Genomic DNA, 15,166 nt, shown 5'->3' with positions numbered 1-15,166 from the left:
TCATTGACTAGGCATAACAAAATGAAACGCGTTAAGTTTATTACCATCTAAATCACGAAAATACCCCGCATAAAAGCCTGTCATCTCCCCCCTTGGTCCTGGTTCTCCTTCACAGGTAGCACCAAGTTCAATTGCTTTTTTATAAAAAGCATCAACTTTTTCAGGTGAATCCATGGCAATAGCAACCATATTACCGTTCCCAACGGTGGCAGGTTGGCCATCAAAAGGTAAAGTTACTGAAATTCCCGGTTGATCGGGGGCCGTGGTCCAAGCAACAAATTGATCGGTTTCCATAAAACGTCCTGCACCAATGGTGGCAAAAAGTTGATCATAAAAGTCGACAGCTCTTTTCAGGTCATTTGTACCTAATGTCACGTAACCTATCATGATAGTTCCCTCAGTTTATTTATTGTTCATTAGCGTTAAAACATAGCAATTAGTTGTTTATCAAACTCCGCTACATTTATTGATTTGTCTTTTTCTAACAGTAACTCATTTAATTTTTGTTGTTCAAGTTTTACTGATGATAGTGTCAGAGTATTATCATCAAGTACATACACTTGAAGTAAACTGGTGTAATAGAAATATAAAATAACCATAGCTTTTTCATCATTTTTGTCAAAAGCCGCGGCTTTAATTTTTTTAAGTTTACGATAAATTAAGTTGTGGATTTGCTTTAATTGCCACACATAATAAATTTCTTTGAAAAATGTGGTGGTTTTTAAAAAATTAAGCAAGGCCGCACAACTTAATAAGGCTAAAATAACACCGGCTAAATTGTATTTAAAATTACTGGTAGCATTAGTCATACCTTCATTCATTTCAGGTTGTGACAAGATTTCCGTAAAAATTATTATTAAGGCAGCGCCATAAGCAACGGACAATATTGTTAAGGTAACGATAAAGCCAATAATAATTCGATTAAGTCGTTGTCTGTACGTGTTTTTATCTATCGATTCTAATTTCATTTTTATACTAATTTACCGTTAATTATTTACGTGAAGTTGAATACCGGAATAACGAGAAACTTGACTTTCAACACCTTGATACCAAACAGCTTTATTACTCTGTATGGTGATTTTAGCTTTCGCTCGTGTAATGCCAGTATATAAAAGTTCGCGGGTTAATAATTGATTATCTGTATTAGTGGGTAATAATAAAGCAACATGTTCAAATTCGCTGCCTTGAGTTTTGTGAATTGTCATGGCATAAACCGTCTCAAATTGAGGTAAACGACTAGGTAATATTTGTTTATATTGGCCATTTTGTTGTTCAAAATAAGCCATCAAGTGGCCTTTTTCGTTTTTCCATATCATGCCAATATCGCCATTGTACAAACCCAAGCTATAATCATTTTCATTGATCATAATGGGTTTAGCATGATAAAGGGTATTTTGGGGTTTAACGTAATGTCTCGTATTGCTACGACTCACAGACGAAAATGAAAATAATGACGGAAATAATGTTGACTCAATCAACAAGTTTATCGTTTCAACACCCGTATCACCTTGACGCGTGGCGGCTAAAAAACGAAATGTTGATAAAAGATGAAATGCTTGTTCAATTGATGTGGCTTGGCTTAAGGGGCGGTAGTATTGCTCTACCATGTCATTAAACCAGTTATCTTTTAATGTCGAAAAATTACATTCATCAACAAACATAAGCTGAGATTGACTGCCTTTTTTCGCTGCTTGTAACAATTGCCAACTTTGTTCACTATCACCAGAGATTACTAATTGAGCTAACACGCCGATACCACCTTTACCATCAAAACGTCGACTATGTGTTAAATAGGTTAAATGATCAGCTGGATACCTTTTACTTACCGGTAAATTTGCAATGCCGGTAACTTTTTCTAAGTATTGGCGATTACTTGCACTAAATTGCGCCTGTTTATTTGGTGTTAGATCGGATAAAACGCTACCAGCAGCAACCGATGGTAACTGTTGAGCATCACCTAATAAAATAACCTGACAGTGTTTGGGCAGTGCTCTAAAAATTCTCGCCATTAGTGGCAAATCGACCATAGAAACTTCATCGATTAATAGCACATCTATATTTAATAGATTGTCTTGGTGATGTCTAAAATTTGGGCTGTTGGGAATTACACCTAATAAACGGTGGATAGTTTTTGTTTCCGTTGGAATACTCGCTAAAACATGTTCGGGTAATAAAGCGCTGAAGCCAGCTTTTGCTTGATTAATAGATTCACTTAATCGTTGTGCCGCTTTTCCCGTTGGCGCGACCAGCGATATATTGAGCGATTGCGGTGTTTTTAAAAGTATTATCGCCGCTAATAATTTTGTTACCGTATAGGTTTTACCTGTACCTGGACCACCTGCAATGATTGAAAATGATTTATTTAAGGCATTCGCGACGGCAACTTTTTGCCAATCTATCTGATTGGCTGGCTCGTTATTTTCATCCGGAAAAAGTAAATCTAAACACGCGATTATATCGGTTGATTGTGGTAAATGCTCTTGATCAGATAATGATTGATGCTGAGCTAAAAAGGCAATAATTTGTTGTTCAAAAAGAAAATAACGGCGTAAGTAAAGGTTGTTATGATGAAAAACTATACCTTGTTCTTGTTGTTCACCTATGTTTAAACCTACCAGGAGTTCATTAAGGTAAGCAAGCTCAGGAAACTGGAAACCTTGATGACTCACGACACCTGTATTATCACAATGATAACCTAAACGTTGCTGTGCTATTTTATTTATAGGCAAGCAACTGTGCCCTTGTCTAAGGCTAACACTTAAAGCGAGCAATAAGTGAAATAACACATCACAACACTGCTTGTCCGTTTTATTCTCTACAGCAGTCTGAGTTTTAACCAATCGGTTGATCAGGAGTTCGGTAAATTGTTTGGCTAAAAAGTAATCTATGGCTTCAACATCATAAATTTGCTTTTGTAATTCGATAAAGCGGCAATAAGGAAGGTACACTGTTGTCTCGGGATTATTCATTTTCATGGAGTTGCTCGTTTTTTTCTAAAGACAAATCAGGTTTATTGACTAATGGCTCATGCGTTGATTGAACGCCGGCAAATAAGTTATCTAAACTTTCTAATTCCTGCGCTGAAATTTGACGGTAATAAACTCCGCAGTTTTTATGTTGTTCTTCATTAGTCATGCCTCGTAAATACAAATAATAAACACCACCAAAATCACGTTTCGGCTGGTAATCTGTCAGGGTGACACGTAAATAACGATGTAAGGCCAGCGAATAGATTAAATACTGTAAATCATAATGATGTTTGACAATATCATTTTGTAGAGCTTCATTTTGATAATCTAGGTAGTTATCCCCTAAGTAATTTGATTTGTAATCACCTAGATAATATTTGCCTTGGTGCTCAAAAATCAAATCGATAAAACCATGCATCATGCCTTTTAGCTGAGTAAAGTTTGGCAAATTTATCAAGGTGTTTTCTAAGACACCATACGGTGAAGTTTGGCGATGATTCTTTAAAATTTGCGCTAATTGTCTTGTTGATGATTGTTTTAATGGAAAATAAAACTCAACCTCTTTTAAACAATGATCATTAGAAACATCTGATAAAGTTAAACTTTCACTTAACGGCGTATGTAAGGTTTGTTGTAACCAAAAAGTCAGATCGTCTGTGGAAAAACCGGATGGTAAATCGCCATATTTAACCATTGGCCATTTGATACTTTTAGACCAATCAGGGTGTGAAAAAGATAAATGTTCAAAGATATCATGCAATAAATTACCCGTTTGAGCGCCTTTAGCTAAAGTAAATCTAAGTAAATCTTGATAAGGTGAGCTCTCTAACGGCTGATCAGTTGTTAAACTATCATTGTCTCTGTCGGGGAGTGAAACTCCTATATCTCGGATGTTACGACTTAACCCGGTAAATGAACTTAACCACCAATCTCGTTCGATTCGTCCTTTGAACTGACTGACTTGACCTAATGTATCAGAACTTTGTTTTGCTTGATAAACCAAAGTTTCAATATCAGTATCGACCAAAGTCAAACCAATACTTTGCGAAGGCTCTTGTGATAATGTTTTTAATGCTTGTGGAATATTGGTTTCTTTTTGCCATTTACAACATAAACCTAATGGCGAAAGATGACTATTTTCAAATGGTGTAGACAATACATAACAACGTTTCCCTGCGCGAGTGATCGCCACGTATAATAAACGAATGCTTTCTGCATAAGCTTCATCTGCCATCGATTTTTTAGCTTGGGCAGAGCCAGACAAACTGACAGATAAGTTGCCATTTTCGTCATGGGATTCAATCAATTGTACCGCTTGTTTCCCAAAGGTTAATGGGTTGTTGTGTCGAGTTGCAAATGGAATAAACACTATAGGGTATTCTAACCCTTTAGAACTATGTTGAGTCATGATACGAATGAGGTTCTCTTCACTTTCTAATCGTAATTCACTCTCACCTTCTGGAAATTCTGCAATACTTTGTTGTTCAAACCAATACAGTAATTCTTGTGGTTGTTTATGCCGTTGGCTGGCACTTTGAATTATCTCAAAAAGATGTAATAAATTCGTTATGCTACGTTCACTATCTTCACCAGAAAAATCCATCAAATCGTGCATCATTTTTAATGCCATAGTGATAAAGCTCTTCTTGAGCCATTCTTCACGTAATTGACTAAAAGTCACTTTCATCTCTTGCCAAGCAAGATCATCTTGTTGTAATTGATAAAATTCATAAGGGCCATAAGGTAATAATGGACAAGTTAAAGCCGCCGCAAAGTAACGTTCATTCTCTAAAAATAACACTCCCTTAAAAATTTGTAATAGCTGCTTTGTTTGTACGCTATGAAATAAATTAGTCCGATTACTTAAATAAACTGACGGTAAACCCGCATTAAATAATGCCAATTTAATATCTTTTGCTTCAGCTGCATCACGCACTAATAAGGCGATATCTTTTGCCACAACTGATTGTTTTTCATCCGTTAATAAATGAATGATTTCATTCGCGCACCATTTTGCCATTTCAGCTCTAAACACCTGTGTTGTTGGACGTTTTTGATCAGGCTTTTCAAAATGTACTAGTTGCAAGGCTGCATTTGCATTAGAGTCAGAGATAGTGAAATTGGCTTCATTTGCTTTTGCTTGTTTTAAAGCCATAGGAGAAGGCTTTACCGGATGATAAGGAATATTAAAACCAAAAACGTCTTGACCTTTAGTCGATAACTCATCGCCATAAAATAATCGATTGTAACCCGTGATCATTTGACAACTTGATCGCCAATTGGTATCCATAATCCATTGATAATCACAATCTTGTCGTGCTGACATATAAGCAAATACATCGCCTCCTCTAAATCCATAAATTGCTTGTTTTGGATCCCCGATCATCATTAATCCACTGGTCAAATTGTCAGTTTGTCGGTGATAATATAATGATTTTAAAATAGACAATTGTTCAGGATCGGTATCTTGAAATTCATCGACAAGGGCAAATGGATATTGTTTTAGTAAAGTATCTGCGAGTTCATTGTTAATGTGACTACTCTGTTTCAACCTTTGTGCTAATGAAGTGATCAAATCATCAAAACTGAGCACATTCAGATGTTGTTTCTGCTCTTTGACCGACTGCCTAATACGATAAATACCTTCTCGTACAATAGATAATGCTTTTAATCTAGCGATATCATCTAACAGCGTTTTACTTTGTTCTTTTACAAGGTTAAGGCGAGAAAATATTTCAACAAGTTGCGCTTTTACTTTTGAACGAGAAAATCGACGACCGTCAAAGAAAGCCACAGGCATGGCCTGTTCAATGTTTTGATGATCGGCTATCACATTTTCTAACCAGGTGATTAACTGGTGATATTCATCAATACGTATAGTTTGAACTTCTGGTTTTTTATCATCAACAAGATATTGAAAAAGATATGCTTTGTGTGTTTGCAAATCAGTTAAAGCATCTTTAACTTTTAAAGAAAATTCATCTATTAACCATTCACTATCAATTAACTCAAGTTCACAGTTTTTATTGATGGCTTTTGAAAAGTGACGAACCAAACTTTCTGGAACGGGCCAAAAAGCAATGACTTGATTAAAAGCTGTTTCATCTTCACTGGCTAACTGACGATACCAGTCTTGTACCGCTTGAAGTACAACGGTTTGTTGTTCCACTTCCATGGTGGCATTAAATGAAATTTGGCTCGCAAATGCATGCTCGGTCAATACCCGTTTACAAAATCCATGAATGGTAAAAATTGATGCTTCATCTAAAAACAATAACGCTTCTTTTAATATGTGTGTTGCTTCTTGAAAAGAAACTTTTTCAGCAATGTTTATAAAGAACTCTTCTTTTAAACAGAGTGATTGCCAATGTTGTAAAGTAGAACGAATTAATTGGTCAATACGACCACGAAGCTCTTCAGTTGCGTCTTTTGAAAAAGTCATAACGAGAATTTGCTTGACGGTCAATTTTTTTTCAAGGAGCAATCGCAAATATATTCGCGTGATATTATGAGTTTTGCCAGTACCCGCACTTGCTTCAATTAAGTGGATGCCAGTTAAAGGAATTTCATGGGCGACGAGATTTTTTGTCTCAGGTACTTTCGTTAATGTGCTCATTATTTCACCTGCTGCAATTGATTTATTATTACGTCATATACCATCATTAATTGTGCTTGGATTTCAGAAAAATCTGGGCATTGAGGCCAAAAAAATTCAATATATGGGTCTTGACCAAATGCTTGTTTGTTGTAATCGTCATTCCAAAATTGTTCAAATTGTTGCTGGTTAAAATCGTTTGTTTTATAAAATAAATGCGCTATATCACTATTTAGTAACAGGGCTTGTGACTGACCTTGAATAAAGATCAATAATAATTGACTGAGTTGTTGTCGAGGGTTATCAATTACCGGGTAATAATATTGGAGAGTTTTTTTATCGTTACTTTTAAAATAAAAACCATGACTAGATTTTATATTTCTGAGTAAACGGTTTAATGCTTGTGTTTCTTCATCAACCGCTTGATCAATTTCATTATTTTCCAGCCACACCTCAACAATCAATAAATTAAAATATAAACCTAAAAAGTCTTTCATTTTTGGTGAACTACTACGAAACTGCACAAGTTTATCGTCACATATCTGTATTTTTGTCTCAATCTCAACAATCTTTTCTTGAGTGCCCTGTTCATTATTAACAAGAATAGGTAGAGTCAAAGTAAGATTCATTGTGGTGATATCAGCTAAACAATGCGCTTTAACATAATCAACAAAATAAATGCTATCACCAATTAACTTTTCTAGCTGAACATCTTGATGTGGTAATTGTGGAAACTTACCCGATAAACTCGCCTCCTGCTTAATATTTTCTAAAAAGTTGATGCTAGTTTGCCCATCTTCACTTAACGCTATGTCTTGTAAGTGGGAATCTTCAGTCGTAGGACTGATTAAACCATTTAATATTTTCTCTTTAAACAGGTATCGGGATAAATGATCACTATCAAAAGGCTCTGTATCTTGCAGTGTTTCTGTTTGGTTATCGAGATAAAGCGATAACTTACTTTGAGCAAAAAATCGAGAAGGATGAATAAAAAACCGTGTAAGCTCATGAACGCTAACCGTTAGGTTCAATCCATTAACAGCCAAACTGTCTTCTTTATCAGACACATCTTTTATCAGCAAACTATCTGATGTCGCTTGCTTATTTAACTGTCGCAGGGGTGATAACGTTAACCACTTTTCATCAAATCCTGCGTATTTACCGAGATAGTTTTTTTCACTATAAGGCTGCATGGCTAATTGACGGAGATTGTCTGTATTATCGGTTAATAATGACCAGCCGAAAGCATGTTCAAGATAATCCATTAATTCTTTTAGCACGAGCGAAGGTTGTTTCGGGTTGTTATTTTTAATGCTACGACCTTGATAACTAAGATATAACGCTTGTCTTGCCGATATAATAGCTTCAAGAAATAAATAACGATCATCGCCCCGTCGGGAACGGTCACCAACTCGGCTTGAAGAGAGTGACATAAGGTCAAAGCCCAATGGTGGTCTTTGACGAGGGTATTCACCATCATTTAGCCCTAAAATAGCTACAACTTTAAAAGGGATACTTCTCATGGGTAACATTGAGCAGAACGTCACCTGCCCAACCATAAACTGTCGGCCTGGCTCTGGTTGGCTAAAATGAGCATCTAAAAATTCTCGTAAAATCGTTAATTCAATTTTTTGATCAAAATTAGCGTGTTGACAATATTCAACAAATAATTCAATTGCGGAAAAAATAGTATTAAAGTTATCGTCTTGGTTGGTTTCAAAAATCTGTTCAATGAAAGTGAGTAAAAATTGATGCCAATCTTGTGGGGTTCTAGGAGTATTTAACGTATGTGTAAAGTATTGTAATTGTTCAATAATGAGCATTAATTTACCCAATGCTATTGCATCACTTCCTTCAACGTCTGCTAAAACCAATTGATTTTCATAGATCGTGTCTTGATCTGAAAAAGCAAAACCAGTTAATAAACGCCGTAAACCATATTGCCAAGTAAATTGTTCCCCGATAGATTCAACACCTAAAATACTCTGCTTATGTGCAACGTTTAATCCCCAATGGATACAAGCATGTTCAATCCATAAACTATATTTTTCAATTTCTTCAACTTGTATACCAAACTTAGTTTGCATAGCCGGTAGTCTTAACCAAGCAAGTATTTGACTTACTTGAAAACGACTGTCAGGTAACGTTAACAGCTCTGAAAAGGCAGCTACCAGTGGCTCAGAATCTTTTGCCGTTCGATCTGAAATAGAACATGGCAATGGTGGAATATCATTGTCTAATTCTTGCCATCCCCTAGCAAACACGGCATTGACATATGGCGCGTATGTTTCTACTTGCGGACACATAACTAATACGTCTTTTGGGGTTAACTCATCGTCCTCATTAAATTGATGTAATAACCAATCATGTAACCCTTGCACTTCACGTAAGGCACTATGGGCACTGGTGATGACTATAGAATCATCTTGTAAATGAGTAGGAGATGACCGTCTATCAAAAAGTGTTAAAATATCGTCTTGAATATGGGCAAGTACCGATGGTGGTGTTGAATTTCGTTGTTGAGCTGTTTTTTCAAACGCATCAATATTTACTGTAGAATATTGTTGTAATAGCACAAGAAATTCACGGCCTTGTTGACCAAGGTTCGCTAATAATGGATTACCAACTGAGTCATTATTTAATTGATGGTCAGCGGTCCATCGTTCACTATTTTTTATGGCTTGTTTTTCACTTAAAATATCCCCCCAATAATCGACACAAGGATTCAAATGAAAAAAATGAACCTCTGTCACATCGCTTAAAGCATTAATAAAAGATAACCACATAGGAGCCATGGCGTTAATGCCAAATAAACAAATACGCTTTGGAATTAAATGAGCATGATTTGCTAAGTTATCTTGAGCTTTTTCTAGTAAGTTAAGTGGGTTGTAATCTTGCTCTGCGACCAAAAATTGCCATAATTTAGCTTGCCATTTTTCTAATGTGTGAAAATTATCTTTAAAACAAGATTCATTTAATTCGGCCAAAACTGATTGAGAAAATTTACCTGCTTGCCAAGCATCAATCCAATCAGGTCGAAACACAAGGTATTGCTCAAATAAATCGGCGAGTTGACAGGCTAATTGATAACGCTTTAAATTTTCTTGCTTAGTAAAATTTTTATTTAAATGATGTGACGAAGCTTGATCATGCTTTAACCAATAACCCGTTACGGCTGAAAATTCTTCATCTTCAAGTACAATATTTTCGCCTAAAAGTACATAGATACGCCATGACATAGCTTCTCGAGAAAATGGTGACTGTTCAACCCCATCGCCTTTATCGACAAGGGCTCTCACCAATCCCCATAAGAATTGTGCTGGTAACGCGTAATCAATATTAAAGCTGATCCCTCGCTTATTAGCTAAAGACATATTGAGCCAGTGTTGCATGCCCGCATTTTGGACAATAAAGACTTCTTTGGAGAAAACAGGTAAAGGAGAAATTTGTTGAATTTTTTCAACAAGCGCTAATAAATTTTCCATTTTATTGGCGGGATAAAGGTAGATCAACAGACAACCTAATTATCAAATAAGTATTAAATGAATTTAATCATATTGAGGCACAGATCACTAGTAGAATTGGCGTTAAACTCAAACTTTCAAATAACAGTAGTCGTTAAGAAAGTAGTTGGATTTATTGAATAAAATCAAAATGAGTTTGATAAAACTTGCCCACAATAGGTAGATACCTGCGCTGACCGTTAATCGCATGAAATAAACCTAAAAACCAGGCCATTATGACACCAAGACAAAGCAACCAACCAATTAATGGGATAAAAGCCAACATAGCGCCTGTAAGAATTAAACCAAGCGATTGTCGAAGGTGAAAACGCGCAAAAGAGGATTTATGATCGCCATATAAACATAACGCGATTAACCATCCGATGACGGTCAGATAAGAAAGAACAGAGACGATTTTCACCATGTCATATTGTAAACGACTATCAGAATGAGAAAACATAAACTCAACCTTCATTAATTCCATTAACTATAAATCTAGCTGCGATCAGATATCTAAGCAAGACCACAAATGTGATGGTTTTGTGAAAAGTAAGTGAGGTTATTTATAAGGTATTTATTTTAAAGAAGAATATCCTATTAATATTTATTTGTTATAAAAACAATAAATTACCAACAATTCAATCTATAAAATTGATTGAAAATTAAAATCTGAAGTAGAAACAGGTTGTTTAGCACAATGGTCATGTTTTCCATTTACAATGACATTTTGGACATTATTAATAACACCATTTATCAAATATATTGAGTTTAACCTTTTAACTATTTTCTTTTATTTTTAATCATGGATGAGTGAATGCGTTTATTGAATCGCTGAAATTGTGTTTTCATTTGTGTGATTAATCTTGCTTGTTTCTCAGGAGAATTTCTTTGATATGCAATTGACTGAAAGCTTGACATAAGTTGTTGATAATCTTTTGCAAGATGAACGTCAAAATCAGCAATTTGTTTAACAAAGTTATTTTCTATTTGTTCATGACCTTTCTTTAATCCAATATGAGTTAATTTTTTGTGAATTTGTTGATAATAGTAAATCCAACGTGGTGCCCGTGTGTTGACTCTACCCCACCACTGCCTGAGCCAAAAAGTTATAGCAACCATGAATAATGTAGCTGTTATAACCAAGACAGTAGCAAGGTCAAAATTTTCACCAAACCAACGAGTGAATAACTGACTTTGTTTTTCTTGCGTAAAGTTTATAACCAGTTTGGTCCATAGGTAATCAAGCGCTTCAAATTGTAGTAATAATTGACTCAACCAAAAACCTGAAAAGTAGTTATAAACGTCAAAATTATTTGATAATGATTGTTTTTCTAAAAGAAGTTGCTGTGAAAACCCTTGTTCTACACGACTTGGCTCAACCGAAGCCGTAGGATCTACCCTAACCCAACCTTCGTTTTCTAACCAAACCTCACTCCACGCATGCGCATCCCTTTGTAAAACACTAAAATAATTACCTTGGCTATTATATTGGCCGCCTAAATACCCCAATACCATTCTTGATGGAATGCCGGCGGCTCGCATCAGAAAGGTAAAACTACTGGCATAATGTTCACAAAAACCTGCTTTTGTATCGAAATAAAACTCATCCAAACTATTATTGGTTAATATTGGCGGGTTAAGTGTATAGCGATAATTTTCTTGTCGAAATGTCGTTAACACCTGTTCTATTAGCTGTTTGTTATCAGCGTATTTACTTTTAAGCTGCTTGCCAAACCCAACGAGTAATGGATTCGTATCTGGATTAATCGCTAAATATTTATTGTGAATTTCTTCGGTCGATAATAATGCTGGCGGATTACCAATCAAACTCGTCACTGAGTATGATAAAGGCTGGGCAATTTTTTCACGGCTTAAAATTGTACGATCTTTCAATTGGAAGACGACTTTGTTCTGTTTAACGTCTTCTAATTTTGCTACATCTAACGCATACAACCAACGTTGGAAACTAGGCTCAGCTATCACTTGATAGGATAATTGAGGTGTACTTATATCGATATTTTGAACCGACTGTTCAGGTTCAATCAGATCTTGTTTACTTTTTTTACTCCTTCGCCACGTCGTACCGTCAAATTGATCTAAGACAATGGCCCGCCAATACATTTGTCGATAACTTGGCGTGGTCTCGGTAAATTCTACTCGAAATGCTAATTCATTTGATAAAGCTAAACGAGAAATATCACCTATGGTGACTTCGTCACTTAAGCCGGTTTTGGCAGAATTGGCCAGCGGAACATGCCATAAAGGAGAGAGCTTTGGCATAAATATAAATAATACGATGGCAAGAGGTAAACTTTGCAATAACAATTTTGCTGTTTGCTTGATGTGAGTAGTTAAATGATTATCTTTAGAAAAATAATTCAATAACCATGCTAGGTTTAATATTAGTAAACAAAATATTACCACGGTAAAGTAAATTGATTGTGTAAATATAAACGCCGTCGCTAGTATAAAAAGGCCTTGGACAACGAGCTGATAAAAATCCTTTCGGTAGCGTAGTTCAAATGGTTTAAGTAAATAAGCCAAACACAATAAATGGACCATTCCTAATAAAAGCCCTAAATGTTTAGCAGAGATAACTAATAAAAGACAGCCAACAATTGAGACTAAAATTTTTACCCAATTTGCAGGTTTTGCCATATATTGCAAAGATATAGCAAGTTGCCAGAGCAAACATAATAAACTCAATGAAATAAACCATAAAGCCAGCTCGGTCATTAATGCCGATAAATTAAGTAGTTGAATAAAAATCAATTGCAACTTCAGGGCATTAGATAAAGTAATTTCAGCATGGTTGCTAGCTTTAGCTTTTTTATTGCTTCGAAAAGAAAACATGCTAAGCATCCTTTTGATCAAACATACTTTTTATCATTTTAAAGTCGTAAAATATATTAAGCATGATAGATTGCCAGCGCTTTTAAACATTGATTAACATGCGCTTGTCCACTACCCGCTTCAATAAATGCTTCTTGACTTTGACCAGGTAACGATAAACCGAATTCAACCCCACTTTGATGATATTGAAGCACTAAATAGCACAGATTACTGAGTTTATTTTCTACTGTTGAACTTGGCATATCATTAAAATCTAAAATCAAAGCATGACTATGAGGATCACTATGTTGCTTGGTATGCCAAATATTCCTTTTGGCCACTTGTTTCCAAGCAACTTGACTTAAAGGCTCTCCGCGTTGATAACGCTTTAAATCATAAAAGTCGTCACCTTTTGTTAATACACTACTTTCAACCGCTAAATTATCTTCAAGCGGAGCGCTGATATTGTTGTTAGAATAGGATTGGCACTCAAGCGCTTTGGGAAAGCAGATCACGCTAATATCAAACTTTAATTTTGTCCAACATTTGAATAGACCTAAAGGATATTCACTAACAATAATTAAACGACCAAGGTGTTTTTCCCCTCGAGTTTTATATTTTACAGGGATGGTTACGTTTTTTTTATCTTTGATTGAAGCCACTGAGATAGGTTTTTGTTCTGAAAAGGAGAAAGTAAAAGATTGTTTATATTGCTGAGCTGAAATATTAATAGGAATGATAATTTTTTCATCAACAAACCCAAAATAAATACCATTACCGTCCACCTGTAAACCCGCCATATTAAAAAAACTATAAAACATGGTTGTGATAAATAAACTCGTAAATAAATAACTCAAAAGAATGATGAGGTTATTTTGATAATTGGTTCCTAAAATAAAAAGCAAAACGATAAAAAAGATGAAAGCAAGACCAAATCGGCTAGGCAAAATAAAGATATTTCTTTGTGCAAGCTTATGATTAGGCTGACTTGGCATACGTTGATTCAACCAAGTATCAAACTTTTTAGTGAAAAATTGTTTAATTAATCGACTTAACTTACGTAACATAGCTTATGAGCATCCATGATGAGTTAAACGTTTTAATCACTGAAAAATGATGCGCTATCAACTGTACTCAGTATTTGTGTTGAGAATGATTCGTGACCGGTCATTTGACGCCCAACCATTCTATGTTCACAGACGGCACTAAACACTGATTTAATATCGTCAGGAAGGACATGATCTCGATTATCAATAAATGCCCAAGCCTTCGCTGCAGCGATCAGCGCTTTGCCTGCTCTAGGTGATAACGGATTTACGGCTAATTGGCCACTGCGAGAATGTTCAAATAACGCAATAACATAATCGATAACCGGATCTGAAACATAAAGATTACTGATTTGTTTTTGTATTGTTTGTAATTTTTCTAGGGAAATAATCGAATGTATTTCCTCATAATTTAACGAAATATTGGCAGATTTTAATATTTGTTGTTCCGCCTTTTTATCTGGGAAGCCTAATGAAATTCTCATCATAAAACGATCTAGTTGAGATTCTGGCAAGGGATAAGTTCCTGCATGAAATAATGGGTTTTGTGTTGCAATGACAAAAAAAGGTCTGGGTAAAGAATGCGTGCAGCCATCAAGACTAACACTATTTTCTTCCATCGCTTCTAATAACGCACTTTGTGTCTTAGGGCTGGCTCGATTGATTTCATCGGCTAAAACGACTTGGTTAAAAATAGGCCCTTTGTGCAAGGTAAACGTATGTTTTTCTGTATCGAAAATTGACACGCCTATAACATCAGCAGGCAACAAATCGCTGGTAAATTGAACTCGTTGATAATTTAACCCTACTGAAGACGCTAATACATGGGCTAAAGTCGTTTTTCCCATACCGGGTAAATCTTCAATCAATAAATGCCCTTTTGCTAGTAAACAGGCTAGTGCTAATTTGACTTGTTCAGGTTTACCGATCACAAATCGTTCAATCTGTGATAACGCTTGAATGACGAGTTCTTGCATGAATATCCTTTTACTAAAATGGTTTAATAAAAATTTATTGACCTTAATCAACAAGTTCCACCTTTGAGTATGACATGCTATCTGCTCGTTAACAAAGCAGATAATAGAAACTTAAATAGTGCCTGTTATTTCTACATAATAATGAATTGTTTTTACACGTCAAAGTGTCCGTTGATAACTATAATATTAACTTTTAATCAATAAAAACAATCCGTTAATGATATTACTTAGTGATAATAAAAAA

9 protein-coding genes are annotated in these 15,166 nt (G+C 35.4%); all 9 read right to left on the bottom strand.

All coding sequences use genetic code 11. The features are described from left to right. The gene (locus tag RM573_RS17000; RefSeq protein ID WP_311584873.1) at positions 1-387 is read right to left on the bottom strand and encodes a VOC family protein; all 387 of its coding nucleotides are present in this window, start codon (positions 385-387) and stop codon (positions 1-3) included. A 35-nt stretch (positions 388-422) separates the two neighbouring features. Continuing rightward, positions 423-968 carry a DUF3087 family protein gene (locus tag RM573_RS16995; protein ID WP_311584870.1) on the bottom strand — a complete coding sequence of 182 codons (546 nt, stop codon included), beginning with the start codon at positions 966-968 and terminating at the stop codon, positions 423-425. Between the two features lie 18 nt (positions 969-986). Then, positions 987-2,975 carry an exodeoxyribonuclease V subunit alpha gene (recD, locus tag RM573_RS16990; protein ID WP_311584867.1) on the bottom strand — a complete coding sequence of 663 codons (1,989 nt, stop codon included), beginning with the start codon at positions 2,973-2,975 and terminating at the stop codon, positions 987-989. Next, on the bottom strand, positions 2,962-6,585 hold the full coding sequence (gene recB / locus RM573_RS16985) for an exodeoxyribonuclease V subunit beta (RefSeq protein ID WP_311584864.1): 3,624 nt from the start codon (positions 6,583-6,585) through the stop codon (positions 2,962-2,964). Before recB ends, recD begins: the two co-directional genes overlap by 14 nt. After that, on the bottom strand, positions 6,585-10,076 hold the full coding sequence (gene recC, locus RM573_RS16980; RefSeq protein ID WP_311584860.1) for an exodeoxyribonuclease V subunit gamma: 3,492 nt from the start codon (positions 10,074-10,076) through the stop codon (positions 6,585-6,587). Before recC ends, recB begins: the two co-directional genes overlap by 1 nt. Before the next feature lie 124 nt (positions 10,077-10,200). Then, a complete protein-coding gene (locus RM573_RS16975) occupies positions 10,201-10,527 on the bottom strand; it encodes a DUF4870 domain-containing protein (protein WP_311584858.1) in 327 nt (108 codons plus the stop codon). A 320-nt stretch (positions 10,528-10,847) separates the two neighbouring features. Further along, entirely contained in the window at positions 10,848-12,920 is a 2,073-nt protein-coding gene (locus tag RM573_RS16970; protein ID WP_311584855.1) for a transglutaminase TgpA family protein, read from the bottom strand. A 56-nt stretch (positions 12,921-12,976) separates the two neighbouring features. After that, complete coding sequence (locus RM573_RS16965) at positions 12,977-13,966, bottom strand: DUF58 domain-containing protein (RefSeq protein WP_311584851.1); 990 nt, start codon at positions 13,964-13,966, stop codon at positions 12,977-12,979. 32 nt (positions 13,967-13,998) lie between these two features. After that, positions 13,999-14,922 carry an AAA family ATPase gene (locus tag RM573_RS16960; RefSeq protein WP_311584848.1) on the bottom strand — a complete coding sequence of 308 codons (924 nt, stop codon included), beginning with the start codon at positions 14,920-14,922 and terminating at the stop codon, positions 13,999-14,001. Positions 14,923-15,166 lie beyond the last annotated feature (244 nt).

Source organism: Thalassotalea castellviae (assembly GCF_031846185.1).
Taxonomy (GTDB): domain Bacteria; phylum Pseudomonadota; class Gammaproteobacteria; order Enterobacterales; family Alteromonadaceae; genus Thalassotalea_H; species Thalassotalea_H castellviae.
Note: the sequence above shows the minus strand (reverse complement) of the source record. Positions and strands in the feature narration are given on the sequence as shown.

Bases quoted from the DNA above. Each gene is read 5' to 3' on its own strand.
- RM573_RS16965 (WP_311584851.1), bottom strand. From the start codon at position 13,966: ATGTTACGTAAGTTAAGTCGATTAATTAAACAATTTTTCACTAAAAAG.
- RM573_RS16995 (WP_311584870.1), bottom strand. From the start codon at position 968: ATGAAATTAGAATCGATAGATAAAAACACGTACAGACAACGACTTAAT.
- RM573_RS16960 (WP_311584848.1), bottom strand. From the start codon at position 14,922: ATGCAAGAACTCGTCATTCAAGCGTTATCACAGATTGAACGATTTGTG.
- RM573_RS17000 (WP_311584873.1), bottom strand. From the start codon at position 387: ATGATAGGTTACGTGACATTAGGTACAAATGACCTGAAAAGAGCTGTC.
- recD (WP_311584867.1), bottom strand. From the start codon at position 2,975: ATGAAAATGAATAATCCCGAGACAACAGTGTACCTTCCTTATTGCCGC.
- RM573_RS16975 (WP_311584858.1), bottom strand. From the start codon at position 10,527: ATGTTTTCTCATTCTGATAGTCGTTTACAATATGACATGGTGAAAATC.
- recB (WP_311584864.1), bottom strand. From the start codon at position 6,585: ATGAGCACATTAACGAAAGTACCTGAGACAAAAAATCTCGTCGCCCAT.
- RM573_RS16970 (WP_311584855.1), bottom strand. From the start codon at position 12,920: ATGTTTTCTTTTCGAAGCAATAAAAAAGCTAAAGCTAGCAACCATGCT.